This window comes from Bradyrhizobium sp. CAR08, assembly GCF_052871955.1.
On record NZ_JBIXJX010000026.1, the window covers coordinates 48253 to 73269 of the forward strand.

The following is a 25017-nucleotide window of genomic DNA, read 5'->3' on the forward strand; positions in this document are numbered from 1 at the left end:
GCTATTTTCCGCCGCCCAGCGAGTGGACGTAAACTGCCATCGCCTTGATGGTGGCGGGATCGAGCCGCCCTTCCCAGGCCGGCATCACGCCCGCGCGGCCCTGGCTGATGGTCTCGATCAGCGTCGCCTCGTCCGAACCATAGAGCCAGATCTTATCGGTCAGGTTGGGGGCACCCATCTCCGGGTTGCCCTTGCCGCCGCCGCCATGGCAGGCGACGCAATTCTCCGCGAAGATCTTCTCGCCCTTGGCCGCGTCATAGCCCTTGCGGGTCGGAAGGCCCGACAGTGCCCGGACATAGTTGGCGGCCGTGACGATCTCATCCGGCTTCAGCACGCCGTCCTTGCCGAATGCGAGCATCTGGCCTTCATGCGTCTTGGCGTGGCCGGAACGTGCGCCGAACTGGATGGTCTGCATGATCTGGTCGAGCGAACCGCCCCACAGCCAGTCGTCGTCGTTCAGATTCGGATAGCCCTTGGCACCCGCGCCGCCTGAGCCGTGACATGGCGCGCAATTGTCGCCGAACACGGTCTTGCCCTTGGCGCGCGCGAGCGCCAGCAGCGCCGGGTCCTTCTCGATGTCGGCGAGCGAGGCCGCGCCCAGCGCAACCATCTTGGCTCCGCGGATCTTCTCGAGATTGGCGAGCTCGACCGCGACATCGGCGCGTGTCGAGTAGCCGAACAGGCCCGTGGTATTGCTGGAGATCAGCGGCCAGGCCGGATACACGATCCAGTAGCCGATCGACCAGACGATGGTGAGGTAGAAGCTGATCACCCACCAGCGCGGCAGCGGCGTGTTGAGCTCCTTGATGCCGTCCCATTCATGTCCGGTCGTGGACTTGCCGGTGACGGAATCGATGTCGCTATGATGATCGGTCATGGTCTCTCACTCCTCCCGCAACGGCAGGTGTGCTGCTTCGTCGAACGCAGCCTTGTTACGGGGCCATAATGCGTAGGCGATGATCGCGAGAAAGATCGCGACGAACACCGGCGTCCAGATCGTGGTCACGAGACCGGACGCGAGATTGTCGAGTGTCAGGATGGCTTTCATCGTGGGTGCCTTCTCAGCGAAGATTGGCTTTCTCGTTGTAGATCTTGAAATCGACCAGCGTGCCGAGCATCTGGAGATAGGCGATCAGCGCGTCCATCTCGGTCGGCGTGCCGGCCTTGCCGTCGAAGTTGCGCACCACGGCCTTGGCGTAGCGCTTGGTGAAAGCGTCGGAGCCGGCATTGTCAGGATCGGCCTGGGCCTTCATGTCGGCGCCCGCATTGGCGATCTGGTCGTCGGTGTAGGGCGTGCCGACGGTCCGCAGCGTGCGCATGTGGTCGGCGATCGTGTCCGGATCGACCTCGGTCTGGCTGAGGAACGGATAGCCTGGCATCACCGACTGCGGCACGATCGCGCGCGGATTGGCCAGATGGGTCACATGCCAGTCGTCGGAATATTTGGCGCCGACGCGGGCAAGGTCGGGACCGGTGCGCTTCGAGCCCCACTGGAACGGATGGTCGTACATGCTCTCGGCGGCCAACGAGAAATGTCCGTAGCGCTCGACCTCGTCGCGCAAGGGCCGGATCATCTGCGAATGGCAGAGATAGCAGCCCTCGCGGATGTAGACGTTGCGCCCGGCGAGCTCCAGCGGCGTATACGGCCTGATCCCGTCGACCGCCTCGATCGTGCTCTTGAGGTAGAACAGCGGGGTGATCTCGACGAGACCGCCGATCGCGATCACCAGCAGGATGCCGACGATGAGGATGATCGAGTTCTTTTCGAAGATTTGGTGGCGTGTCCAGAACGACATGGAAGACTCCTCATTCCGCCGGCTGAAGAGCGACGGGCATCTGGACTTCCTGTTCGCCGACGCGAACCGTCATCCAGAGATTATAGGCCATGATCAGCGCGCCGATCAGGAACAGCCCGCCGCCGGCGGCGCGGATGATGTAGAAGGGATGCATCGCCTCGACGGTCTCGATGAAGGAATATTCGAGGAAGCCGAGCGAGGTGTAGGCGCGCCACATCAGGCCCTGGAGGATGCCGGACACCCACATCGCCGAGATGTAGAGGACGATGCCAAGCGTCGCGATCCAGAAGTGCCAGTTGACGAGCTTGAGGCTGTAGAGGCCCTTCCGATTCCAGATCCAGGGCACGAGGCAGTAGAGCGCGCCGAAGGAGACGAAACCAACCCAGCCGAGCGCGCCGGAGTGCACGTGGCCGATGGTCCAGTCGGTGTAGTGGCTGAGCGAGTTGACCACCTTGATCGACATCATCGGGCCTTCGAAGGTCGACATGCCGTAGAAGGCGACGGAGACCACGAGCATGCGCAGCACGGGATCGGTGCGCAGCTTGTCCCAGGCGCCCGACAGCGTCATCAGGCCGTTGATCATGCCGCCCCAGGACGGCATCCACAGCATGATCGAGAAGGTCATGCCGAGCGTCTGGGTCCAGTCCGGCAGCGCCGTGTAGTGCAGATGGTGTGGGCCGGCCCAGATGTACAGGAAGATCAGCGCCCAGAAGTGGATGATCGAGAGACGGTAGGAATAGATCGGCCGCTCGGCCCGCTTCGGAATGAAGTAATACATGATGGCGAGGAAGCCGGCGGTCAGGAAGAAGCCGACCGCGTTGTGGCCGTACCACCACTGGAACATGGCATCCTGGATGCCGCCCCAGGCGATGTAGGATTTCGAGCCGAACACCGAGACCGGCAGCGCCGGGTTGTTGCCGAGATGCAAGACCGCGATCGTCACGATGAAGGCGAGATAGAACCAGTTCGCAACAAAGATGTGCGGCTCCTTGCGCTTGATGATCGTGGCAAGGAAGACCAGCAGATAGGTGACCCAGACGATGGTCAGCCACAGATCGGCGTACCATTCCGGCTCGGCATATTCCTTCGACTGGGTGACGCCGAGCAGATAGCCGGTGCCGGCGATCAGGATGAAGAAATTGTAGCCTACGACGACGAACCAGGGCGCGAGATCGCCTGCAAGGCGCACGCGGCAGCTCTTCTGGACGACGTAGAACGACGTCGCGATCAGGACGTTGCCGCCGAAGGCGAAGATCACTGCGGACGTGTGCAGCGGACGCAGGCGGCCGAAGCTGGTCCAGGGCAGATCGAAGTTCAGCGCCGGCCACGCCAGTTGCGAGGCGATGATGAGGCCGACGAGAAAGCCGGCAATGCCCCAGAACATCGCCATGACGGAGGAGAACTTGATCGGCCCCATGTTGTAGTTGGGCCGGCCGTTGATCTCCGCAGGCGGCAGCGCCGCCGGTCGGTCGAGGTAACGGTTGATGATGCAGAAGACCCCGGCCAGGCTCGCCGCCGCGCTCAGCGCGGCATGGAAGGCGAAGGGCGCATCGAGCGCCTTGGCCGAGGCAATCACGCAGAGGAAGGCGGTGACCGCGAACACGACAGCCAGGCCGCTTTCACCTGACGTCATGGACTTGGAGATGGAGGGCTGGCTCATGCGGACTCTCTCTGAAAGAACACAGGGCCAGAAACCACATTCGCCCTCGCGGGGAATTGATTGAAATCAAGCTATGTGGATTTCTGTTAATGTGAGACCGATGTAGATCGCAGAGCGATATCAGTCGCTTGGGCACCGCAGAGCATAAACGGCAGCCCACCGCCTGCGTGACATGGCGGAGTCGAGAATTGCGAATCTGCAGCCGCCTCCTCAGTCGCGTGCCGTCGCCTTGAGCGCCGCGATGACGTCCTCGCGCGCGACGATTCCGATCAGCTTCTGCGCGCCGTCGAGCACGATGATGCTCCTGATGCGGTGCTCGACCATGATCTGGAGCACGCGCGTCAGCCGCGTGTCGGGGCTGACATAGATAAAGTCGGGCGTCATGACGTCGCCGATTTTGCGGGTCATCAGGTCGTGGTAGCGCGGCAGCATCTGGCTCGGCGTGAAGGCGAAGCACTTCAGGATGTCGAACTTGGTGACGATGCCGACGACCTGTCCGTCGTCCTCGACCGGATAGGAATTGAAATCATCGCGCTCGAACATCTCGCTCAGCGCGAGCAGGTCGAGGTCGCGCCTCACTGTCCTGACGTCCTGCGTCATGTAGCTTTCGACGGTCTGTTCAAGGAATCTGTACACGGCGCGTCCTCTTTGATTGGTCTTGTATCGCTCCAGCGTCAGTGCGACAGCAGCACGCAGCGGGCAGATTGAGTGACCAGATATTGGGTGACGCCGCCGAGGATCAGTTCGCGGAAGCGCGAATGACCGTAGGCACCGGCGACGATCATGCTGGCGCCGACGTCGCCGGCAATTTTCTCCAGTTGCCCGGCGACGGTTTCGTTCCGGGCCGCTTCGGAAACGCGCGTGATCGCGGTCACGCCGTGGCGGGCAAGCCACGCCGTCACGTCGGTCGCGCCAGCGACCGCGGTAGTGCGGTCGTCGTCACCTTCGGGAATTGCGAGGACGGTGACATCCCTGGCCTTGCGCAGTAATGGCAGCGCATCGGCGAGCGCCCGCCGCGCTTCCGGCGTATCCTTCCACGCCACCAGGACGCTGCGCAGATCGAGCCAGTTGACCCCGTCAGGCACGACCAGGATCGGTCGGCCGGCTTGCATCACCAGATCCTTTGGGCTCGCGAGCGCGAAGGCGTCGGAGAAGGCCGGGCTCTGCCCGCCGGCGACGACGATGTCGGCGCAACGTGCCTGAGCGAACGTAAGGCGCGCCGGGAAATCCATGGCGCTGCGCCATTCCACATGCCCGCCGCGATTCCTGATCGCGGCGCGGAATTGCGCCTCGAGCCTGCTCAGGCGTCGCTTGACCGAGGCTTCTCCCTCATCGATCAGTCCCTGCGCTGCGGCGCCATCGCTGTAGTAGAGCGGCGGGGCGAACTGCGCCGCAGCAACGCCGATGATCGACGCCTCAAATCGTTCGGCAAGCTCGCCCGCGACCTGAAGCCGCGCCTCGTTGGGCTGATCGAGCGCCAGGCTGACCATCACGGTCGCGTATGTCATCGGAGTCTCCGGGGCAATGAGCTTTGATCCGATCGTAAGCCCACCGCCGCCGGGGCAGGATGAGATAGATCAAAACCTTGGATCACCGCGCCGGCCGGAAATCTGCCGATGGTATAAGACATCGGAACTTGCCTCTGGCCCCTCCTTGGGTACATTGCCAACGGTAACGCTGTGCGGTTCCCCGCATCAGAATGGGAGTGATCGTTTGGCGCCGACCCGCGTGATTCATCCGCAAGATGACGGCCGGGGCGAACATTTCCGCGTTCGAATCGAAGGATTTGGCGTCGGGACCTGGGACCTCGATCTCAAGACACTGGAGTTGGAGTGGTCGGAGACGGCCAGGATCCTGTTCGGAATCGAATCTGGCCAATCGGTGAGTTACGCGCTGTTCCTGTCCCGGCTGGAGCCGAACGACCGCGAGCGGATCGAGAGTGCGATCCGACACGTCTCCGAACGGGGCGGCAGCTTCGACGTGTCGTTCAGGGTCGCGGGGGCGTTGGGCAGAGCGCAGTGGATCCGTGCGCGCGCGGGGCTGATTCGGGACGACGCCGGCGCCGCCCGACATCTCAGCGGCATCTTTCTTGACGTCGATGAAGAGAAGCAGGTCGAGGAAACCCTGCGCACGCGCGAGAGTCACCTCCGCTCGATCCTCCAGACGATTCCAGACGCCATGATCGTCATCGACGGCCACGGCGTCGTCCAGCTCTTCAGCGCGGCGGCCGAGCGCCTGTTCGGCTGGGTCGAGTCGGAGGCGATCGGCCAGAACGTCCGCATCCTGATGCCGGAGCCCGACAGCTCACGTCACGACGGCTACATCGCGCGCTACCGGACCACCAGCGACCCACACATCATCGGCATCGGCCGCATCGTGACCGGCAAGCGCCGCGACGGCACGACCTTTCCGATGCACCTGTCGATCGGCGAGATGCAGTCGGGCGGCGAGCCCTATTTCACCGGTTTCGTCCGCGATCTGACCGAGCATCAGAAAACCCAGGCGCGGCTCCAGGAACTGCAGTCCGAACTTGTCCACGTCTCGCGGCTGAGCGCGATGGGCGAAATGGCGTCCGCGCTCGCTCACGAGCTCAACCAGCCGCTGGCAGCGATCAGCAACTACATGAAGGGGTCGCGGCGGCTCCTCGCCGGAAGCCAGGATCCGAATACGCCGAAGATCGAGAGCGCGCTGGACCGCGCCGCCGAGCAGGCGCTGCGCGCCGGCCAGATCATCCGCCGCTTGCGCGACTTCGTCTCCCGCGGCGAATCGGAGAAAAGGGTCGAGAGCCTGTCCAAGCTGATCGAGGAGGCCGGCGCGCTCGGGCTCGCCGGCGCGCGCGAGCAGGACGTGCAGCTTCGGTTCAGCCTCAATCCAAATGCTGATCTCGTGCTCGCCGACCGGGTGCAAATCCAGCAGGTGCTGGTCAACCTCTTCCGCAACGCGCTGGAAGCGATGGCGAAGTCGCCACGGCGCGAGCTCGTCGTCACCAACACCCGCGCCGCCGACGACATGATCGAGATCGAGGTCTCCGACTCCGGCTCCGGCTTCCAGGACGACGTCATGCCAAACCTGTTTCAGACTTTCTTCACCACCAAAGACACCGGCATGGGCGTGGGACTGTCCATCAGCCGCTCGATCATCGAGGCTCACGGCGGCCGGATGTGGGCCGAGAGCAATGCATCGGGTGGGGCGACATTCCGCTTCACCTTGCCGGCAGCCGACGAGAACTGATCCATGACGACCAAGGGAACCATCTACGTCATTGACGACGACGAGGCGATGCGGGATTCGCTGAACTTCCTGCTGGATTCAGCCGGCTTCGGCGTCACACTGTTCGACAACGCGCAGAGTTTTCTCGATGCCCTGCCCGGCCTCGCCTTCGGCTGCGTCGTCTCCGACGTGCGGATGCCCGGCATCGATGGGATCGAGCTTCTGAAGCGCCTGAAGGCGCAGCGCAGCCGGTTTCCGATCCTGATCATGACCGGTCATGGCGACGTGCCGCTCGCGGTCGAGGCGATGAAGCTCGGTGCGATGGATTTCCTGGAAAAGCCGTTCGAGGATGACCGCCTCGTCGCCATGATCGAATCCGCGATCCGCGAGGACGAGCCGGCCGCCAGGAACGAGGCCATGGGCCAGGACGTCGCCGCTCGCGTCGCGTCCCTGAGCCCCAGAGAACGACAGGTCATGGAGGGGCTGATCGCGGGCCTCTCCAACAAGCTGATCGCTCGCGAGTACGACATCAGCCCGCGCACCATCGAGGTCTACCGGGCCAACGTAATGACCAAGATGCAGGCCAACAGCCTGTCGGAGCTGGTCCGGCTAGCGATGCGCGCCGGAATGCTCAATGATTGAAGTCAACAGGAGTTGAGGCAAGTCAAAACCCTCCGCTCGCCCTGTGCTACCAGATCGGAATGATTGCGATCAGCTCCCATCCCGAGCGGCTCCAGATGTCGTCACCCGCAAAGCCAACTGTCTATGTGGTCGACGACGATGCCGCTGTGCTTGGCTCGCTGAGGTTTTTGCTGGAAACCGACGGTTTTGCCGTACGGACCTTCAGGAACGCCACGGCGCTGCTCAATGCGGCGCGCCCGTCCGGTGCAGACTGTTACGTGATCGACTACAAAATGCCTGACATCAACGGCATCGAGCTGGCCGGGCGACTGCGCCAGTCCGAGGGCGATACCCCCGTGATCCTGATCACCGGCTATCCCGACTCGAATATCTCGGCCCGGGCGGCGGCCGCAGGCGTGAATGAAGTGATTCTGAAGCCGCTTCTGGACGAAAACCTGGTCAAACGCATTCGCCACGCCATCCAGAACCGGGTCCATAGCTGACCTACGGGATTCTACGTAAGGCAATCTCCTTAAGATATCTCGCGAAATTTTCGAGGCACCCGATACCGCGTACCTAAGCGTCATCACAACGGAGATGGCGCAGATGCTGACCCAGACCTTCAACGCCCCGGCGATCAAGACCCAGATCGGCGGCAAGATCGCACCCGCCCATCCCGTCTCCGACCAGTTCGGTGCGATCGCCGGCCATGTCGGCCTCGTTGCCACCGAGTTCTCCTACCGCAAGGAGGAGGAAATCTATGGCGAGGACGAGTCGGCCGAGTATGTCTATCAGGTCGTCACCGGCGCCGTGCGCAGCTACAAGCTTCTCTCCGACGGCCGCCGCCAGATCGGCTCCTTCCACCTTCCCGGCGACGTGTTCGGCCTCGAATCCGGCACCACCCACCGCCTTGCTGCTGAAGCTATCATCGACACCACTGTGCGCCTCGTGAAGCGCGCGAGCCTCGAGAAGGCCGCAGCCACCGACGTCCAGGTCGCCCGCAAGCTTTGGGCGATGACCGCCGGTGAGCTTCGCCACGCCGAGGACCACATGCTGCTGCTGGGCCGCAAGACCGCGATGGAGCGCGTCGCAACCTTCCTGCTCGAAATGGACCGCCGCCTCGCGGTTGCAGGCATGATGGCGCTGCCGATGTGCCGCCGCGACATCGGCGACTATCTCGGTCTCACGCTCGAGACCGTCTCGCGCGCGCTGTCGCAGCTTCACGCCCAGGGCATTCTCGGCTTCTCCGGCGCCCGCCATATCGTGCTGCGCAACCGCGCACGCCTGCACAATCTCGACGCCTGATCTCCCCTCTCCCACCCCCTCATGGCCGGCTGATTGATTCAGCCGGCCATTTCTTTTGCTGCGATCATGCCCTTGCGCCGCGTCTCCGGCATGACAAGCAGAATAAGCAGAAGTCCCGTCGCCGCGACGCCGGACAGTCCGGTGAACGCCATGGCATTGCCGAATTTATCGCTGACATAGCCGCCAAGCGCGGTGCTCAGCGACGCGCCGATGCCCATTGCCGTGCCGACAATGCCCTGCGCGAGGTTGAAATGGCCGCTGCCGAAGGCGACGTCGGCCACGATCAGCGGGATCATCACCGCGAACACCGCCGCGGTGAGGCCGTCGAACACCTGCACCAGCACCAGCAGATACGGATCGCGCACTGTCGCGAACAGCAGACCGCGAATCGTCAGCGCCGCGAATCCGATCAGCAGCAGCGGCCTGCGGCCCCATACTTGCGCCTTGCGCCCGACGCTCGGCGACAGCAGCGCCACGATCGCCTGCGGCACGACGATGCAAAAAGCGACGAGCACCGTCGCCCACTCGCTCGATCGCGCTGTCACCGCGCTTGCCATCAGCGGCATCATCGAGGCGTTCGCGAGCTGCAACAGGAGCACGCTGAGTGCAAAGACAATGAGCGGCCGCTGCCGGATCAGATGCCAGATATTGGTGTCGCCGCGATCCTCCGCCTCGCGCGGCATCTCGCCGTGACAGCGCGCGATGTCGACTTCGTGCTCGCGGATGCGAGAGAGTGCGATCAAGGTGGGAATTGCGAGCAGGAAGGTGACCAGGAACACCGACCGGCTCGACAGCAGATAGCCGGCAGTACCCATCACGGCGGCCGCAACGCCGTTGCCGAGCGAAGCAAAGCGCGCGTTGCGGCCGAGACGCTCGCCGATCGCGAGCGGGCCGACCAGACCGAGGCTGATCGCCGCGATCGCCGGTCCGAGCACGCAGCTCGCTGCCGCGTGCAAGGTGGCCGCAGCCACCACCACGGGGAAGATCGGCATCGCCGCATAGGCGAGCGCGCAGCAGCCGATCGTGGCGATCGCGAGGCCGGCGACCAGCCGCTCGGATTTCGCGGCATCGATGATGGCGCCGCCCGGCATCTGACCGATCAGGGCAACGATGCCGCCGATCGACAGCACGAGGCCGATCTCGACCTGGGTCCATTTCTGGGTCGTCAGATAGACCGCGATGAACGGCCCGAATCCGGTCTGAACGTCGGCAAGGAAGAAGATGAACCAGTCGAGGCCGCGCAGGCTCTGGCGCGACGGCGCCGGAATGCCGGCAGGCGACGGCGCCGCAAATTTGTCCTGCTCAACGCGGCCCTCGCGGTCTGCATCATTCGGCTTCCTCGACAACAGCACCGGCGGCCATCCCTCCCCGCGCCTCACTGAACGGCTTGCAGCGGCTGCAGGCTGCCGGACGCGCCGAGTACCACCATCGGCGTGTCCTCCTTGTATTCCGGCGCGGCTGCGACCTGTGCCTTGGTCAATTCCAGCGTGATGCTGTCCTTCTTGTTGGTGATCTTGCCGAATCGGAGCGCGTTCCAGTCCACCACGATCTTGCGGCTGCCGACGCCGAGGAAGCCGCCGAAATCGATCACGGCGGCGCGCACGTGCCCGCTCCGATCGACGATGACGTCGACGATGCGGCCCATGTCTTCGTTCGCCGCGCTGAGCACGTCACGGCCAAGCACACCGTGCGCATCGCTCGCGCCGATGATCGTGACCGACGGCGGTGGCGCGGCATTCTTTGGCGTGACGGGGACCGATGACGCCGGCGGCTGCGCCGTCGGCGGTGCATTCGCTTCCGTCGAGGGTGCGGGCGACTCCTCCGCGGCGCGTGACACGGCGAGAGTCGTTCCGCAGACGATCACGACGCCCAGAGCCAACCATCCGGCGGTACGCATGCACCCTCCTTCCGGCGCGCCGCTAGCGCGCCAGCACGATCGAGACCTGAATCTGGCCACGCGTGCGCAACACCTCCAGCGCCACGTCGTCGCCATGGCGGCTGACGCGCAGGTCCACGCTGGACTCGCCCAGACGCAGATCGCGCAAGATCACCTCGTGCAGGAACGCCGGCAGATGCGGATTGCGCAGCCGGATCTCGCCGCGCGCCACGTCGAACTCGATGCCCAGCGCCGCCTCCAATAGCGTGAACGCCGTTGCGCTGGCCCAGGCCTGCGGCGCGCAGGCGACCGGATAGAGCGTCGGGCCGCGCCGCTTTTCGCGCCGGAAACCGCAGAACAATTCGGGCAACCGGCGCAGGTCCATGTAGGTCGCGGCGTCGAACAATCCCTTGAAGACATGCGCGACCGAATGCTTGAGCCCATAACGCGCGAGCCCGAGCGCGATCAGCGCATTGTCGTGCGGCCAGATCGACCCGTCATGATAGGACATCGGATTGTAACGCACCTCGCCTTGCGCGACGGTGCGGATGCCCCAGCCCGAGAAGAAATGCGGCCGCATCAAATCGGCGGCGACGAGGCGCGCGCGGTCCTCGCAGATCATGCCGCTGAACAGGACCTGGCCGGCGTTGGAGGTCCGCACCTTGCAGGGCCGCTTCTTGCCGTCGAGCGCAAGCGCATAGGTACCGAGTTCCTCGCACCAGAACGCGGCCTCGAAACGCTCGGCCAGCGTCTTGGCCTCGGCCTCGAGCTTCTTGGCGAGATCAGGCTTGCCCAGGCGGAGCGCGCAGCGCGCGGCGAGCCGCTTGGCCGCAAAGACGTAACCTTGCACTTCGGCCAGCGCGAGATTGCCTTCCGCGAGCTGGCCATCAGCATGGAAAATCGCGTCGTAGGAATCCTTCCAGCCCTGGTTGGCGAGGCCCTTTTCCGTGGCGCGCTGATATTCGACGAAGCCGTCCTTGTCGGGATCACCGGGGCCGTCGATCCAGGCCAGCCCCGCCTCGATCGCCGGCCACAGCTCGGTCAATGTCGCCTCGTCGCCGGTGCGTTCGAAATAGCTTCCTGCCAGCAGGACGAACAAGGCCGTGGAATCGACGCTGCCGTAATATTGCGCGAACGGTACCTCCCGCAGCGCCGCCATCTCGCCGCCGCGCATCTCATGCAGGATCTTGCCCGGCGCGGCATCGGCGAGCGGGTCGACCGCCTTGGCTTGGAAATGGGCGAGCCGCCGCAGCACGCCCTTGGCGATTCGCGGATCGACCCACAGCATCTGCAACGCGGTGATCAGCCCGTCACGGCCGAACGTCGTCGAGTACCAGGGAATTCCTGCATAGGGATAGCGGCCCTGCGGCGTCTCCGTCATCAGCATGTTGAGGTCGGCCATGGCCTGGCACAGCACCTCGTTGAAGATGTTGTTGGAGGTCTCGATGCTGGCCGCCCCCATCGTCGATTGCCGCATCTCGCGGCGATGGGCGAGCAGGCTCCTGAAAAAGCGCGCCGGCTTCTCCGCGACCGGCCGGTTGCAGGACACGGCCACGAACAAGGATTTCGACTCATGCGGGTCGAGTTCGAGCTGCCAGGTCGCGGCATTCACCGACAACTTGGTTGGGCGCGGGTCGAAATGCAGGCCCGTGGTGCGCTCGGCGTCATCGAGACCGCGGTAATCGAACAGCACGTCGGTCGGTCCCAACAGCCGGCTCGAGCCGATCCCGCGGCGCGGGCGCCGTTCGCCGCGGACCTCGAACAGATCGGCGAAATCGTTGTCGAACAGCAGCGTCAGCGCAAAGCCGGCTGGGCGGTCGCCGTGGTTCTGCACGCCGATGCGCTGATACGCGGTGCCGCGCCACAGGAAGATCGTGCGCACGATGTGCAGCAGGTCCTTTTGCAGCACGAGGCTGCCCTGCCGGTAGATGTCCGGATTGGTGAGATCGACGGTCAGGGCTGAGTTGTCGTCGCGCAGGTTGGAGCCCAGCAGTAACGGCTGGAGATCGTCGAGCACGAGCTCGAGCCTCGCAAGGTAGCGCGTGTCGTGATGAAACAGGCCATCGGGCCCGCCGGCCGAAGCGCCGATGTCACCATGGCTGTCGAGCACGATAAAGGTGTCGTCGTGCTTGAGCGAACGCCGCGGCCGCGCTGACGGTCCCGTCATCGGAATATAGAAAGGCTGCTCCGCGACCTGGTCCACGGTCCGCGTCACAGAGACGAATTGGGTAACGGCTTCAGCCGACATCAGCAGCTCCCCTGCGCTTGTTTCGACACGCAACCGACTCGAACGCGACTATTGGTTTACGCGGCGGCTTGGGCGAGCCGGCTCATTTCCTGCGTGACCAGCTCACGATAGGGCCCGTGGCCCTGCATCAGACGCTCGGGCGACCCGTCCTCGATGATCTTACCACCCCTCAACACGACCACGCGATCGAAATTGCGCAGGGTCGCGAGGCGATGCGCGATCGCGATGACCGTCCGGCCGCGCATCAGCCGCGACAACGCCTCGCGGATCGCCTCCTCGGATTCGCTGTCGAGCGCGGCGGTCGCCTCGTCCAGCAGCAGGATCGGCGCGTCCTTCAGGAAGGCGCGCGCGATTGCGATGCGCTGGCGCTGGCCGCCGGACATCTTGACGCCGCGGTCGCCGACCATGGTGTCGAGACCACCAGGCAGACTCTCGACGAAATCGCAGCGCGCCGCAATGGCTGCGCGCAGCACCTCGTCGTCGGTCGCGTTCGGGCGACCATAGCGGATATTCTCGCGAATCGAGCGGTGGAACAAGGAAATGTCCTGCGGCACGACCGAGATGGCCTCGCGCAGGCTCAGCTGCGTCACCTTGGAAATGTCCTGGCCGTCGATGGTGATACTTCCCTCGTCGGTATCGTAGAAGCGCTGGAGCAGCGTGAACAGCGTCGACTTGCCGCCGCCGGACTGGCCGACCAGGCCGACGCGCTGGCCGGGTTGCAGCCGCAGGCTGAAGCGCTCGAAGATCTTTTCGCCGCCGGGATAGCCGAAGGTGACATTGTTGAACGCGATCGCGGCGCCGCTCTTCACCAGCGGCTCGGCCTCGGGGTGGTCGCGCAATTCATGCGGCACCAGCAGTGTGGCGATCGCCTCGGTCAGCCGCGCAACGTGCTGGGTGACGTCGACCAGCGCCACCGCGAGATCGCGCGTCGCGTTCAGTATGGAGAGACCGAGGGTGCAGACCAGCACGACGTCGCCGGTCGTTGCCCTGCCATCCTGCCAGAGCATGATCGCCCATGCCATCAGGGCGATCGTGAGCACGACTGTGACGCCGGCATGGATAAGCCGCAGCTTCTCCAGATAGCGCAGGCTGCGGCCGCGCGCGGTGAGCTCCCGGTTCACGGTCGCGTCGAACCGCTCATGCTCGTGCCCGATGCCGCAGAAGGCGCGCACCAGCGGCATGTTGCTGATGACGTCGATCATCTCGCCGTCGACGACGGCGGCTTTGTCGGCGAAGTCGTCATGCAGCGGTTTCCCTGCGGCCGCAAGGCGGAACATCGCAAGCACCATGCCGCCGGCAATCACCATCAGGCCGAGTGCCATGTAAGGGCTGACGGTTCCAATCAGCGCGATGGCCGCAACTGTTGCGATGCACGGCGGCAACACATTCCAGACGAACATGTTTTCGACCGTGAACACCGCATTGGACGTCGCCGTGATGCGGCTCGTCAGCATGCCGGGCATCCGGTCGGAGAAGTAGCTCGGCGCGTGGCCGGTCAGATGACGAAATATGTCACGGCGTAAATCACCCGTGACACGGACGAAGGTGAAGCTGGCGGTCCAGCTCGCGATCCGCCAAAGGAAATTATCGGCGGCGATCAACGTCATGAGGAAAATGAATGCCAGCCATACGCTCCCACCATGCGAAGCGCCGGCCGACAAGCTGTCGACCAGGGATTTGACGCCATACTGAGTGCCTACTGAGCAGGCAACGGCCGCCACCACAGCGGTCAGGATCACGAGATGCGACGCGAGCCGACGCCGAAGATAGCGCAAAACAAAGGCAAACGGCCGGTGCGCATACCCAGAAAGATGATCCATGTGACTATTGACCCCGTCGTGATGATTCAAACTTTTGTTGTTAGCCGACTGAACATCGACCACTTCGCCTCGGTTCCCGGGCAACGCCATCACGACATGCGGATGCGGGCGTTCTGCGAAGATGTGATGGCAGCATCGCGACAGGCGTCCGACGCGTCGAATAAGTAACGTTCGGAAGGAGGAACTTCGCAAGTGCGGGAACGTTCCCTTGTCTGGCGTGCCGGTGCAGAACAGGCGGGGGCTTTCTACAATCATGATCGCACAGAGGAGATGGTGAGATGCGCATCGCGCAGGTAGCTCCGTTGACGGAGGCTGTTCCACCCAAGCTGTATGGCGGCACCGAGCGGGTGGTGCATTGGTTGACGGAAGAGCTGGTGGCCCTTGGGCACGACGTAACGCTGTTCGCCAGCGGCGATTCGCAGACCTCGGCGAAGCTGGACGCGTTATGGCCCCGGGCGCTCCGCCTCGACGGTTCCGTGCGCGATCCCAATGCGCTGCACATGGTGATGCTGGAGCGGGTGCGGCAGAAATGTGACGACGAGGAGTTCGACTTCCTCCACTTCCATCTCGATTATTATCCGTGGTCGCTGTTCTACCGGCAGCCGACACCGTTCCTGACCACGCTGCACGGCCGGCTCGACCTGCCGGAGCATCAACCGGTCTTCAACACCTTCTCGAAGGTCCCCGTCATCTCGATCTCGAACGCGCAGCGCCGGCCGGTGCCGCAGGCGAACTGGGTGAGGACGATCCACCACGGCCTGCCGGAGAACCTGCTGACGCCGAAGCCGGCGAAACAGGAATACCTCGCCGTGCTTGGCCGCATCGCACCGGAAAAGGGCGTCGACCGCGCCATCAAGATCGCGACGCATTGTGGCATTCCGCTCAAGATCGCCGCCAAGGTTGATCGTGCCGACCAGGATTACTATGACGAGCTGATCCGGCCGATGATCGAGAACAATCCGCTGGTGGAATTCATCGGCGAGATCAGCGATCACGAGAAGTCGGACTTTTTGAGCGGCGCGCTGGGCTTATTGCTCCCGATCGACTGGCCGGAGCCGTTTGGCCTGGTGATGATCGAGGCCATGGCTTGCGGAACGCCGGTCATCGCCTTCAACCGCGGCTCAGTGCCGGAGATCATCGACGAGGGCCTCACCGGCTTCGTCGTCGAGGACGTCCTCAGCGCGGCCGGCGTCGTCGGCCGCCTGCAGCAACTCGACCGCTCCGTCATTCGCAAGCAGTTCGAGACGCGTTTCACGGCGCGTCGCATGGCGCTGGATTATCTCGCGGCCTATCGCAGCCTCGGCGAGGAACAGGCGCCGCGGATCAAGCTGGTGAGCAGCGCGGAGTAGCCACTGTCATGCCCCGCATAGGCGGGGCATCCAGTACCCCGCGGCAGCAGTTTGCTCACGCAACTCCCGCCGCGGAGTACTGGATCGTCCGGTCAAGCCGGACGATGACAGTAGGAACGCGGTGACGGCTGCCCTACCTCACCACGGCCCGCTTCGGCTCGACGATCTCGAACATGCGCGGGAATTCGTCCATCAGGCCCATCAGCTCGGCGAGGCGCATCGGGTTGCCGGCGAATTTGACCTTGCCGGCGGCCACGGCCTCCGGGAAGCTGGTCAGTTTTGCGATCACCTCGTCGAGCGTCGACCGCGCCAGCGTGAAGCTGGCATCGGCATTGTGCGCCTGCATGCCCTCTGTGTAAGTCAGCGCGCAGTTCTCCAGATTGAGCACGAAGGTCTCGCCGGTGTCGGAGAAGCTCCAGTTCAGCACGATGTGCTTTCCTTCCGCCTTTGGTCCGTTCAGGCGGATGCCGAGCACGTCCCAGAGCTGTGAGGTGCGCAGCGCCGCCAGCGTCTCGCGCGGCATCGGCGGGCGCGCCGGCACCTTCGGCATGCCCTGGCGCAATTCCTGCGCGCCGAACAGATAGGCATTGCGCCAGGTCGCGCTTTCAGCAGCGTAGCCGAGCTGCTCCAGCGTATCCGCCAGCAATGCACGCGCCGCCGCGTTGTCCGGCTGGGCAAAGACGAGATGGCCGAGCGCCTGCGCCACGAAGCGGAATTCGCCCTTGTCGAAATCGGCACGCGCCCGCGCGAGGATGGCGTCGGCGCCGCCCATGTACTCGACGTATTTCTTGCCCGACTCAACCGGGGGCAAAGGATCGAGATTGACCGGATTGGCGTCGTACCAGCCCAGATATTTTTGATAGATCGCCTTCACATTGTGCCGGATGTGGCCGTAATAGCCGCGGCCGTGCCAGGCGCCCTCCAGGCTCTTGGGCAGCTGGATCGTTTCAGCGATCTCGGCCGCGGTGAGGCCGTGGTTCATCAGGCGGATGGTCTGGTCATGCGCGAATTTGTAGAGGTCGCGCTGCTGCCGGATCATCGTGCCGATGCGTTCGTGTCCCCACACCGGCCAGTGATGCTGGCCGCACATCGCCTCCGCCTTGCCATCCCAGAGCTGCAAGGCCTCGCCCAGATATTTCGACCAGGCCAGCGCGTCGCGCACATCGGCGCCGCGGAACGGCAGCAGATTGTGGAAATTGTGGGTGCAGTTCTCGGCGAGGTTCAACAGCTTGTAGCGCGGGATGAAGAAATGCATCTCCGCCGGCGCTTCGCTGTTCGGCGCCATCTGGAATTCGAATTCAACGCCGTCGATTACGCGCCGGTCGCCGGTCGCCATGATCAGGTCAGTCGGTCGCAGCAGCGCCACCGAACCTGCCGCCATCGACTTGCCGAGGCCGCAATCGACCTGCCCGCGCGCGCCCTTGGCGAGGAGCGGCCCGAACTGGTACTGCGCCCGGCGCAGCATCGCAGGTCCCGCGATGATGTTCTCGGAGACGGCATGCTCCATGAACAAGTTCGGCGCGATGATCGGCACGCGGCCGCTCGCGAGTGCATCCTCCTCCAGCACGCCGCGCGCACCACCCCAATGGTCGGTGTGGGTATGGGTGAAGATCACGGCCGCGACCGGCCGCTGGCCACGATGCCTGTAGTAGAGATCGAGCGCGGCGCGCGCGCCCTCGATCGAGGTCAGGGTGTCGACGACGATGACGCCGCTGTGGCCTTCGATCAGCGTCATGTTGGCAATGTCGAGCCCCCGCACCTGGTACACGCCGGGCACGACCTCGAAAAGGCCGTGCTGCATGTTGAGCCGCGACTGCCGCCACAGGCTCGGATTGACCGTGGTCGGCGCCTGCTCGGCGGCAAGAAAGGCGTACGGCTCGAGGCTCCAGACCGTCCGCCCTTGCGGATTGGTGATCTCCGCGTTCTCGATCGTGCCGAGGAAGCCGCGCGCGGCGTCGTCGAAATCGCGCGTGTCGGAAAACGGCAGTGCATTCAGCATCGCCGTTTGCTGCGCGATGACGGACGGCGTTGCGCCCTTCGGCTCGTTGCTGGACGTGTCCGTCATCTCGATCTCCTCCCCGCCTGTTGCGCGGCATCTAACCGCATCCCGCGGCCGATTGCCATGACGGGAGGGCGCAGCAATGCGTAGCCCCGCGCCCACAGGTGGAGAGAAGCAGCGTGTTCGCGGGCTACATGCCCAACAGCCTCGGCAGCCACAGCGACAGGCCGGGCCAATAGGTCACGACCACCAGGAATCCCAACATCGTCAGCAGCCATGGCCACACCGCGACCGTGAGCTCGGTGATACCCATCTTGGCGATGCCTGAGGCCACGTAGAGATTGAGGCCGACCGGCGGATGGCACAGCCCGACCTCCATGTTGACCGTCATCAGGATGCCGAAATGGATCGGATCGATGCCGAGCTTGATCGCAACCGGAAACAGGATCGGCGCCATGATCAGGATGATCGAGGATGGCTCCATCACGTTGCCGGCTAATAGCAGCAGGAGATTGACGACGAGGAGGAAGCCGATCCAGCCGAGGCCCTGGTCGATCATCCATTGCGCGAGCGCTTGCGGCACGTTCTCGTAAGTCATCAGGAACGAGAACAAGACGGCGTTGGTGATGATGTAGAGCAGCATCGCTGAAAGATTTGCCGACGACAGCAGCACCCGCGGCACGTCTCGTAGCTTCAGATCCTTGTAGATGAACACTGCGACGATGAAGGCGTACACCGCGCTGACGGCGGCAGCTTCGGTCGGTGTGAACAGGCCGCTGTAGATGCCACCGATCACGATCACGATCAGCAGGATACCCCAGATCGACTTGCGGAACGCATCCAAGCGTTCGTAGAGGGTTGCTTTCGGCATCCTCGGATAGTCGTTACGCCAGGCCCGGTAGAACGTCGTGGCGCCAAGCAGCATGGCGAGCACCATTCCCGGCACGATGCCGGCGATGAACAGCTTGCCGACGGAGGTGTTGGTGGAGACGGCAAACAGCACCATTGGAATCGACGGTGGAATGAGAATTCCCAGCGAGCCGGAGGTCGTGATCACGCCCGCCCCGAACTTCTTGGGAAATCCCTGCGCGACCATCGCGGGCAGGATCACCGATCCGATCGCCACCACGGTGGCCGGCGACGAGCCGGAAATCGCGGCGAACAGCGCGCAGGCGACCACGCCCGAGAGCGCAAGGCCTCCGTACCAATGGCCGACCAGCGAAGTCGCGAACGTGATCATCCGGCGCGCCACGCCGCCATGGGTCAGGAAGTTGCCGGCAAGGATGAAGAACGGGATCGCCATGATCTCGAAGCTCTCGATGCCGGTAAACAGCTTCAGCGCCACCGATTCCGTCCGTACGTCGGTCAACGTGAACATGAAGCTGAGCACGGTCAGGCCGAGCGCGATGGAGATCGGCATGCCCGTGAGCATCAACGACAGCAGAAGGCCGAAAACCACGGCGACACGCAGGCCCTGCGGCATCGTGATCACGTGCGCCGAATGGGCGAAGCACACGGCGACGATCAGGACCGGCAACAACATCAGGACCCAGCCGAGCGGGCTGCGTTCGTCGCGGACGACCTGACTGCGCGTGACCGGGGCCGGATGGACCGGGTCTATTTCGACGCCCTCGACGCCTGCCATGTCGTGATGCGGCAGTTCGCCGGTGCGATAGAACGACCAGGCGACCTGCAGGAAGCGGAAGCACATCAGCCCGGAGCCGAGCGGGATGGTGAGATACACCAGCCACATCGGTGCTTCCAAGTCGTTGGATTGCTGGCCGGTCTGCCACATCTGGCCGACGAACGCGGCCCCGAAATAGCACACGATGGCAGTGAAAAGGGCGCCGCACATCAGGCCGAACGTGATGACGCGGCGGCGCGATCCGCCGGGAAGGACATTGACCAGGACGTCGACGCCTACATGGATGCCGGTGCGCACCCCGTAGGCCGCACCGAACTTCGCCATCCAGATGAACATGTAAATGCAGAGTTCCTGCGCCCAGGACAAGTCGAGAGCGGCAAGCCAGACGAACGCCGCTCGCGCGGGCGCGGCCAGCAAGGACAGATTGCGCGCCTCCGCCCATTTGGCGATGTCGATCGACAGCCCGGCGCCATATCGGTGCAGCACGGCAACGAAGATGAGCAATGTCGCGGCCGCGATCATCGTCGCGATCAGCCATTCCTCGAGATGATCGAGCACACGATTCAATGCACGCAGCAACTTGGTCCCCTCAGCTTGGCTCATCATTCAAGAGCAACGGCCGGGAGTGCGATCACCCCCGACCGTTCATGGTTGTTCTTCCAGCGCGCCGGCGTCAGTTCATCTTGACGTCGAGTTCCTTGGCGAGGAGATCGAGCACCTCCTGCCCGACCCGCCCCTTTGCCCATTTGTAGGTCGGCTGCATCGCCTCCTGCCACGCCTTGCGATCGGCGTCAGTCAGATAATGCAGCGTGGTCTTGCCCGTCTTCTTGATCTCGGCCAGCGCATCCTCGTTTTCCTGACGCGCGATCGAATTGGTGTAGTCGGTCGCCTCGTTCATCGCCTTCTCGAGCTGGGCGCGGATATCGGGCGGCAGGCCGGACCAGAATTTCGAATTGACGATGACGGCATATTGCAGGTGCGCGTGATAGGACACCGTGATGTCCTTCTGCACCTCGTAGAACTTCTGAGTCAGGTAATTGGACGCGGTATTCTCGCAGCCGTCGACCACGCCCGTCTGCAAAGCCTGGTAGACTTCGGAAAACGCCATTATCTGAGGGATCGAACCCATGATACGGAGATATTGGTCGGCGACCTTCGATCCGGAGATGCGGAATTTGAGACCCTGGAAATCGGTCGGCTTTATCAGGGCACGGTTGGCGGAGAGCATGTGGAAGCCGTTGTCCCAATAAGCGAGCCCGGTGATGCCCTTGGTCTCGAGCTTATCGAACAGCCACTTGCCGATCGTGCCCTTCATCGCGTTGGAATAGGTTTGATCGTCCTTGAACAACCAAGGCAGGTCGAGCGCCTCGAACTCCTTGATACCGAGCGGTGCGAACTTCGCGGTCGAGGGGGCGAGCATGTGCACCGAGCCAAGCTGCAGCGCCTCGATCTCCTCCTTGTCCTTGTACAGCGTGGAGTTCGGGTAGATTTCGACCTTGACCTTGCCGTCGGTGTACTTCTCCGCAAGTTCCTTGAACTTCAGGGCGCCCTTGCCCTTGGGAGTATCGTTGGCGACGACGTGGCTGAATTTGATGACGATCGGGCTCTGGGCCTCGGCAACGGCGGGCCCCACGAGAACAGCTGCGGCGGCGACCGCAAGAAGCAGCTTGCGCATGAACGAACCTCCCAACAACCTCTAAAACCGGGTCTTTTTTGTTTTCCGATTTCAGTACTGACAGCAATCCGCCACCCGAACAACTAGACCTAAGCCCAATTTGCCGCAGCCAAGCAACCTTCAAGCTATCTTGGCCGCTGCTGAATGCGCAACCCGGCACCTGCTGCCGCTCCCGGAAACGAGCGCTTATGTCGCATTGCGGCAGTGCGATCAGCCGTTGCGCTGGGCGACCATGAACAGACGCCGGAACGGAAACAGCGTCTGTCCCGCGGCGTTCTTCGGATAGGCTTTCGCGACCCGCATCCCATAGGCGGCTTCGAACGCGGCCTTCTCGTCGCCCTGCAAGATGTCGAGATAGCGCGTCAGCCAGGTCCCCTTGGTCCACTCCTTCACGGGATTCTCGCCTTCCAGCACCTGCAGATATTCGGTCTCCCAGATGTCGATATTGGCCGACATCGGAGCAAGAAGACCGTGATAATAGGCCGGCGCTTCGACCGGCGGCGGCGTGACGAGATGCTCGACCTTGGACCGCCAGGGACCGTTCAGCGCGGTCTCGCCGATCAGCACATGCGAGGGCGCCAGAAAGTTGCGCGGCATCTGCACAGCGAGCATTCCGCCGGGCGTCACCTTCTCCATGATCGACGGAAACAGGGCCGCATGATTTGGCAGCCAGTGCAGCGCGGCATTGGAGTAGACGACGTCATATTGCTTCGTCGGACGCCAGTGGCCGAGATCCTCGTGTGACCATTCCACGTCCGGCGCCGCCTTGCGGCCGGCGGCGACCATCTCGGCCGAACCCTCGACACCGGTCACCGTCGCGTCCGGCCAACGCTCCTTGATCAGCTTGGTGACGTTGCCGGCGCCGGCGCCGAGATCGGCAATCGCACGCGGACCAGAATCCGGGATCCGCATCAAGAGGTCGACGGCGGGCCGGAGCCGGTGGCCGGAGAATTTCAGATATTGCTGCGGATCCCAGACCATCGCTCGGCGCCTTTTCTTTTTCGTGTTCCCTTCAACGCGGCTCTTGGTTACCACTGCTCCTCCCGGTCGGGCAAATCAGGCTGACGGGGACAGGGCAGGAAAACGAACAGAAGAACGAACAGCCCAGCGACAAGCAGAAAAGCGAACAAGAGGGCGTGTCACCATGGATCTCGGGCTCAAATCGAAAACCGCCGTCGTCACCGGAGCGAGCGTCGGCATCGGCCGTGCCATCGCCAAGGGCTTGGCTGCCGAAGGCGTGCGCGTCGTCGGCGTGGCACGGCGCACCGACCTGCTCGCCGAGCTGGTAACGGAAGTCGGCTCCGGTCTGATCACGCCATTCGAGCAGGACGTGATGGCCAAGGACGCGGCCGAGAAGATTTCGGCGTTCGCGCTCAAAGAGCTCGGCCATGTCGACATCCTGATCAACAATGCCGGCGGAAGCCGCCCCCTCCCCGTCGATGCGCCTGACAGCCAATGGGACGAGGCGATCGCGCTGAATTTCACCAGCTACCGCCGCATCGCGCATGCGCTGCTGCCGCAGATGATCGAGCGCAAATGGGGCCGCATCGTCAACATCACCGGCAAGTCCGAGCCGGAAGGCCTCAACGCCGCGTTTGCCGCCAAAGCCGCCGTGCACGCCTGGGCCAAAGGCCTGTCGCGCGAGATCGGCGAGCACGGCATCACCATCAACTGCATCCCGCCCGGCCGCATCATGAGCGAACAGATCCGCCGCAACTACGCGCCTGATTATCGCGAGCGCTTCGCGGAAGAAGAGATCCCGGTCGGCTATTGGGGCGAGCCGGAAGACCTCGCCGCGCTCGCGGTGTTCCTGGCATCACCCGTGGCGCGCTACATCACGGGCACGGTGATCCCGGTGGATGGGGGGTTGCGGAGGTATCAGTTCTAGAACCGATTGGACTTCGTAGGATGGGTAGAGCGCAGCGAAACCCATCGACAGCATACGACGTGAACCTGATGGGTTTCGCAAGTGCTCTACCCATCCTACGGCCTACCGCCTTACTCATGCAGCAGCGTTTGCCAGTCCGGAGGCACCGCGCCGTCCGGTCCGGGCACCGGCTGATCCAACGGATGCGCGTGAGGACCTTGAAGCTTCGGGCCGGCGAAAGCCTCTCCCGTGCGATAGTCGTAAAACCATCGTTCGCCCGGCTCGAAGCTCGTGATGATCGGATGACCTGTCGCCGCGCTGTGTTTCGTTGCGTGCTGATTTGGTGACGCATCACAGCAGCCGATGTGACCGCATTCGACACATCTGCGAAGGTGAAACCACCACCCGCCCGCAGCCGAGCATTCCACGCACCCCGTTCCGCTTGGTTTGGCCGCGAGATTGATGCCACCCCTCTCAGACTTCATAGGTCAGCTCACTGAAATTGCCCGCAGCCACCACCGATGCATTCACGCCGCGATCTCCGCCACGATCGCATTTTGCCAGTGTTTTGCCCGACGGGTCAACGTCATGGCAGCGGCGAATGCCGCCGCTGCGCGGTTCGGAAATCCCTTATTAATCAAGGGGCCTTCTACTGTGCATGGGGTTGTTTTCGCGCTTTTTTGTTTTGAGCCCTTAAAAAAAACAAGGCCCCGCATAACCACTCACCCGGCCTGCAGGATTTCCGCAATCGCCGCCCCCGCGGCGATCGTGCCGAGCTTTCCGCCGACATCGCGCGTTGCCCTGCCCTCGCCGATCGCTTTTGCCACCGCCGCCTCGATCGCACGTGCGGCTTCCTCGTAGCGCACCGCGCCGCTATTCTCGCCGTGCCATCCGAGCAGCAGGGCCGTGGACAGGATCAGCGAGACTGGATTGGCAACATCCTGTCCGGCTATGTCAGGCGCCGAGCCATGCGCGGCCTGCGCCATGGCGAAGCTGTCGCCGACATTGAGCGAGCCGCCGAGACCGAGGCTGCCGGAGAGTTCGGCGGTGAGATCGGACAGGATGTCGCCAAACATGTTGGTGGCGACGATGACGTCGAAGCGGTCGGGGTTGCGCACCACATGCGCCATCATGGCGTCGATGAGGATGTCGTCGATCCCAAGGCCGGGATAGGCCTTCGCCGTCTCGCGGCAGATCTCGAGGAACATGCCGTCACCGAGCTTGAGCACATTGGCCTTGTGCACGATGGTGAGATGCTTGCGCCGCTTCATCGCCAGCCGGCACGCCGCGTGCGCGATGCGCTCGCAGCACAGGCGCGTGATCCGGCGCAGCGAGATCACGACGTCAGGCGTGACCAGCATCTCGCCATTGCCCTGCTCCATGTTGCGGTCGGCGTAAAACCCTTCTGTGTTCTCGCGCACCACGACGAGGTCGAAATCGCCCACCCGGCCGGACCGCCCCGCATAGGTGCGTGCGGGCCTGACATTGGCGTAGAGGTCGAGGTTCTTGCGAAAATATCGCGACGGGTTGATCTCGCCATGGGCCTCGTCCTTGAAGTCGAAGGTCGCGGTCGGCCCGAGGATCAGGCCGTCGGCGGCGCGGACGATGTCGAGCAGCTCGGGGCGCACCGTCGTGCCAAATTGTTTGAGGCTCGCATGCCCGACCGCGTGCTCCTCCAGCTGCAGATTGAGCTGGAAGCGTTCGGAGGCCGCGCGCAACACGCCTGATGTCGCGGCCGTGATCTCGGGCCCGATGCCGTCACCGGGCAAAACGACGATGTGCATGGCGGTCCCCTGACATTGCAGCAGTTCGCGCGATCATACGCCGGCGCGCAGGTTCATCGCCCAGCCTTCGCGCATACACAGCATGCAAGCATATGCCTGTGGAAGGCGGCCGCGCCGTAGTACATGCCGAGTCCCCTGGAGCCGGCCGCCGGAGCAACGCGC

The 25017-nt window shown here is 63.7% G+C and carries 23 protein-coding genes and 1 pseudogene; 7 read left to right on the top strand and 17 right to left on the bottom strand.

All coding sequences use genetic code 11. The features are described from left to right. Nucleotide 1 precedes the first annotated feature (1 nt). From ccoP to ACIPUD_RS35220, 6 genes are all read right to left on the bottom strand, one after another. On the bottom strand, nt 2-877 hold the full coding sequence (ccoP, locus tag ACIPUD_RS35195; protein ID WP_247300295.1) for a cytochrome-c oxidase, cbb3-type subunit III: 876 nt from the start codon (nt 875-877) through the stop codon (nt 2-4). A gap of 6 nt (nt 878-883) precedes the next feature. After that, the gene (locus ACIPUD_RS35200) at nt 884-1048 is read right to left on the bottom strand and encodes a CcoQ/FixQ family Cbb3-type cytochrome c oxidase assembly chaperone (protein WP_018457132.1); all 165 of its coding nucleotides are present in this window, start codon (nt 1046-1048) and stop codon (nt 884-886) included. Between the two features lie 13 nt (nt 1049-1061). Beyond that, nucleotides 1062-1796, bottom strand: a complete 735-nt coding sequence (gene ccoO / locus ACIPUD_RS35205; RefSeq protein WP_247300297.1) for a cytochrome-c oxidase, cbb3-type subunit II — start codon at nt 1794-1796, stop codon at nt 1062-1064. A gap of 10 nt (nt 1797-1806) precedes the next feature. Then, entirely contained in the window at nt 1807-3456 is a 1650-nt protein-coding gene (gene ccoN / locus ACIPUD_RS35210) for a cytochrome-c oxidase, cbb3-type subunit I (protein ID WP_446482477.1), read from the bottom strand. A gap of 210 nt (nt 3457-3666) precedes the next feature. Beyond that, on the bottom strand, nt 3667-4092 hold the full coding sequence (locus tag ACIPUD_RS35215) for a CBS domain-containing protein (protein ID WP_085362242.1): 426 nt from the start codon (nt 4090-4092) through the stop codon (nt 3667-3669). Nucleotides 4093-4130: 38 nt separating this feature from the next. Further along, nucleotides 4131-4964: a universal stress protein gene (locus ACIPUD_RS35220; protein ID WP_446482478.1), complete on the bottom strand. Its 834-nt coding sequence runs from the start codon at nt 4962-4964 to the stop codon at nt 4131-4133. Nucleotides 4965-5169: 205 nt separating this feature from the next. On the opposite strand from ACIPUD_RS35220, the gene fixL reads away from it, so the two are divergent. From fixL to ACIPUD_RS35240, 4 genes are all read left to right on the top strand, one after another. Then, a complete protein-coding gene (fixL, locus tag ACIPUD_RS35225) occupies nt 5170-6687 on the top strand; it encodes a sensor protein FixL (protein ID WP_446482479.1) in 1518 nt (505 codons plus the stop codon). A 3-nt stretch (nt 6688-6690) separates the two neighbouring features. Further along, nucleotides 6691-7308, top strand: coding sequence for a response regulator FixJ (gene fixJ, locus ACIPUD_RS35230; protein WP_446482480.1), 618 nt, complete (start codon nt 6691-6693; stop codon nt 7306-7308). A gap of 59 nt (nt 7309-7367) precedes the next feature. Further along, entirely contained in the window at nt 7368-7790 is a 423-nt protein-coding gene (locus ACIPUD_RS35235) for a response regulator (RefSeq protein WP_018457138.1), read from the top strand. Between the two features lie 103 nt (nt 7791-7893). Then, a complete protein-coding gene (locus tag ACIPUD_RS35240; RefSeq protein ID WP_026233309.1) occupies nt 7894-8592 on the top strand; it encodes a helix-turn-helix domain-containing protein in 699 nt (232 codons plus the stop codon). 38 nt (nt 8593-8630) lie between these two features. Here the strand turns inward: ACIPUD_RS35240 and ACIPUD_RS35245 are convergent, their stop codons facing one another. Genes ACIPUD_RS35245 through ACIPUD_RS35260 form a run of 4 tightly spaced genes read right to left on the bottom strand, consistent with a single transcriptional unit; the run spans nt 8631 to nt 14536 of the window. Next, nucleotides 8631-9944: an MFS transporter gene (locus ACIPUD_RS35245; RefSeq protein WP_446482481.1), complete on the bottom strand. Its 1314-nt coding sequence runs from the start codon at nt 9942-9944 to the stop codon at nt 8631-8633. Between the two features lie 23 nt (nt 9945-9967). Then, nucleotides 9968-10489, bottom strand: coding sequence for a PRC-barrel domain-containing protein (locus ACIPUD_RS35250; RefSeq protein WP_026233310.1), 522 nt, complete (start codon nt 10487-10489; stop codon nt 9968-9970). 22 nt (nt 10490-10511) lie between these two features. Then, nucleotides 10512-12716 carry an amylo-alpha-1,6-glucosidase gene (locus ACIPUD_RS35255; RefSeq protein WP_446482482.1) on the bottom strand — a complete coding sequence of 735 codons (2205 nt, stop codon included), beginning with the start codon at nt 12714-12716 and terminating at the stop codon, nt 10512-10514. 56 nt (nt 12717-12772) lie between these two features. Beyond that, nucleotides 12773-14536 (bottom strand): ABC transporter ATP-binding protein, encoded by a 1764-nt coding sequence (locus tag ACIPUD_RS35260; RefSeq protein ID WP_026233312.1) that lies wholly within the window; start codon nt 14534-14536, stop codon nt 12773-12775. On the opposite strand from ACIPUD_RS35260, the gene ACIPUD_RS35265 reads away from it, so the two are divergent. Continuing rightward, nucleotides 14459-14704, top strand: a complete 246-nt coding sequence (locus ACIPUD_RS35265) for a hypothetical protein (RefSeq protein ID WP_446482487.1) — start codon at nt 14459-14461, stop codon at nt 14702-14704. The genes ACIPUD_RS35260 and ACIPUD_RS35265 overlap by 78 nt on opposite strands. 110 nt (nt 14705-14814) lie before the next feature. Further along, complete coding sequence (locus ACIPUD_RS35270) at nt 14815-15885, top strand: glycosyltransferase family 4 protein (RefSeq protein WP_018457145.1); 1071 nt, start codon at nt 14815-14817, stop codon at nt 15883-15885. A gap of 133 nt (nt 15886-16018) precedes the next feature. Here the strand turns inward: ACIPUD_RS35270 and ACIPUD_RS35275 are convergent, their stop codons facing one another. The 5 genes and pseudogenes from ACIPUD_RS35275 to ACIPUD_RS35295 form a co-directional block, all read right to left on the bottom strand. Continuing rightward, complete coding sequence (locus tag ACIPUD_RS35275; protein ID WP_204510562.1) at nt 16019-17950, bottom strand: alkyl/aryl-sulfatase; 1932 nt, start codon at nt 17948-17950, stop codon at nt 16019-16021. A gap of 124 nt (nt 17951-18074) precedes the next feature. Continuing rightward, nucleotides 18075-19367 carry a TRAP transporter large permease gene (locus ACIPUD_RS35280; protein WP_409363702.1) on the bottom strand — a complete coding sequence of 431 codons (1293 nt, stop codon included), beginning with the start codon at nt 19365-19367 and terminating at the stop codon, nt 18075-18077. Between the two features lie 207 nt (nt 19368-19574). Further along, nucleotides 19575-20135, bottom strand: a pseudogene (locus ACIPUD_RS35285) (TRAP transporter small permease); the annotation flags it as partial. Nucleotides 20136-20202: 67 nt separating this feature from the next. Beyond that, a complete protein-coding gene (locus ACIPUD_RS35290) occupies nt 20203-21204 on the bottom strand; it encodes a DctP family TRAP transporter solute-binding subunit (protein WP_018457148.1) in 1002 nt (333 codons plus the stop codon). A 210-nt stretch (nt 21205-21414) separates the two neighbouring features. Continuing rightward, nucleotides 21415-22185 carry a methyltransferase domain-containing protein gene (locus ACIPUD_RS35295; protein ID WP_018457149.1) on the bottom strand — a complete coding sequence of 257 codons (771 nt, stop codon included), beginning with the start codon at nt 22183-22185 and terminating at the stop codon, nt 21415-21417. 163 nt (nt 22186-22348) lie between these two features. Here ACIPUD_RS35295 and ACIPUD_RS35300 point away from each other — a divergent pair, with 163 nt between their 5' ends. Next, nucleotides 22349-23092 carry an SDR family NAD(P)-dependent oxidoreductase gene (locus ACIPUD_RS35300; protein ID WP_085352088.1) on the top strand — a complete coding sequence of 248 codons (744 nt, stop codon included), beginning with the start codon at nt 22349-22351 and terminating at the stop codon, nt 23090-23092. A 110-nt stretch (nt 23093-23202) separates the two neighbouring features. On the opposite strand, the gene ACIPUD_RS35305 is transcribed toward ACIPUD_RS35300, so the two are convergent. Continuing rightward, on the bottom strand, nt 23203-23556 hold the full coding sequence (locus tag ACIPUD_RS35305) for a UBP-type zinc finger domain-containing protein (RefSeq protein WP_081747934.1): 354 nt from the start codon (nt 23554-23556) through the stop codon (nt 23203-23205). 237 nt (nt 23557-23793) lie between these two features. Continuing rightward, entirely contained in the window at nt 23794-24855 is a 1062-nt protein-coding gene (locus ACIPUD_RS35310; RefSeq protein ID WP_204510560.1) for an isocitrate/isopropylmalate dehydrogenase family protein, read from the bottom strand. Nucleotides 24856-25017 lie beyond the last annotated feature (162 nt).

What these genes read in the sequence shown, in the direction of transcription:
- ACIPUD_RS35295 (WP_018457149.1), bottom strand. Translation starts at nt 22,185, where the DNA reads ATGGTCTGGGATCCGCAGCAATATCTGAAATTCTCCGGCCACCGGCTC.
- ACIPUD_RS35275 (WP_204510562.1), bottom strand. Translation starts at nt 17,950, where the DNA reads ATGACGGACACGTCCAGCAACGAGCCGAAGGGCGCAACGCCGTCCGTC.
- ACIPUD_RS35260 (WP_026233312.1), bottom strand. Translation starts at nt 14,536, where the DNA reads ATGGATCATCTTTCTGGGTATGCGCACCGGCCGTTTGCCTTTGTTTTG.
- ccoP (WP_247300295.1), bottom strand. Translation starts at nt 877, where the DNA reads ATGACCGATCATCATAGCGACATCGATTCCGTCACCGGCAAGTCCACG.
- ACIPUD_RS35270 (WP_018457145.1), top strand. Translation starts at nt 14,815, where the DNA reads ATGCGCATCGCGCAGGTAGCTCCGTTGACGGAGGCTGTTCCACCCAAG.
- ACIPUD_RS35310 (WP_204510560.1), bottom strand. Translation starts at nt 24,855, where the DNA reads ATGCACATCGTCGTTTTGCCCGGTGACGGCATCGGGCCCGAGATCACG.
- ACIPUD_RS35255 (WP_446482482.1), bottom strand. Translation starts at nt 12,716, where the DNA reads ATGTCGGCTGAAGCCGTTACCCAATTCGTCTCTGTGACGCGGACCGTG.
- ACIPUD_RS35250 (WP_026233310.1), bottom strand. Translation starts at nt 10,489, where the DNA reads ATGCGTACCGCCGGATGGTTGGCTCTGGGCGTCGTGATCGTCTGCGGA.
- ACIPUD_RS35265 (WP_446482487.1), top strand. Translation starts at nt 14,459, where the DNA reads ATGCGACGCGAGCCGACGCCGAAGATAGCGCAAAACAAAGGCAAACGG.
- ccoO (WP_247300297.1), bottom strand. Translation starts at nt 1,796, where the DNA reads ATGTCGTTCTGGACACGCCACCAAATCTTCGAAAAGAACTCGATCATC.
- ACIPUD_RS35300 (WP_085352088.1), top strand. Translation starts at nt 22,349, where the DNA reads ATGGATCTCGGGCTCAAATCGAAAACCGCCGTCGTCACCGGAGCGAGC.
- ACIPUD_RS35305 (WP_081747934.1), bottom strand. Translation starts at nt 23,556, where the DNA reads ATGAAGTCTGAGAGGGGTGGCATCAATCTCGCGGCCAAACCAAGCGGA.
- ACIPUD_RS35235 (WP_018457138.1), top strand. Translation starts at nt 7,368, where the DNA reads ATGATTGCGATCAGCTCCCATCCCGAGCGGCTCCAGATGTCGTCACCC.
- ACIPUD_RS35280 (WP_409363702.1), bottom strand. Translation starts at nt 19,367, where the DNA reads ATGCCGCAGGGCCTGCGTGTCGCCGTGGTTTTCGGCCTTCTGCTGTCG.
- ACIPUD_RS35200 (WP_018457132.1), bottom strand. Translation starts at nt 1,048, where the DNA reads ATGAAAGCCATCCTGACACTCGACAATCTCGCGTCCGGTCTCGTGACC.
- ccoN (WP_446482477.1), bottom strand. Translation starts at nt 3,456, where the DNA reads ATGAGCCAGCCCTCCATCTCCAAGTCCATGACGTCAGGTGAAAGCGGC.
- ACIPUD_RS35240 (WP_026233309.1), top strand. Translation starts at nt 7,894, where the DNA reads ATGCTGACCCAGACCTTCAACGCCCCGGCGATCAAGACCCAGATCGGC.
- fixJ (WP_446482480.1), top strand. Translation starts at nt 6,691, where the DNA reads ATGACGACCAAGGGAACCATCTACGTCATTGACGACGACGAGGCGATG.
- ACIPUD_RS35220 (WP_446482478.1), bottom strand. Translation starts at nt 4,964, where the DNA reads ATGACATACGCGACCGTGATGGTCAGCCTGGCGCTCGATCAGCCCAAC.
- ACIPUD_RS35290 (WP_018457148.1), bottom strand. Translation starts at nt 21,204, where the DNA reads ATGCGCAAGCTGCTTCTTGCGGTCGCCGCCGCAGCTGTTCTCGTGGGG.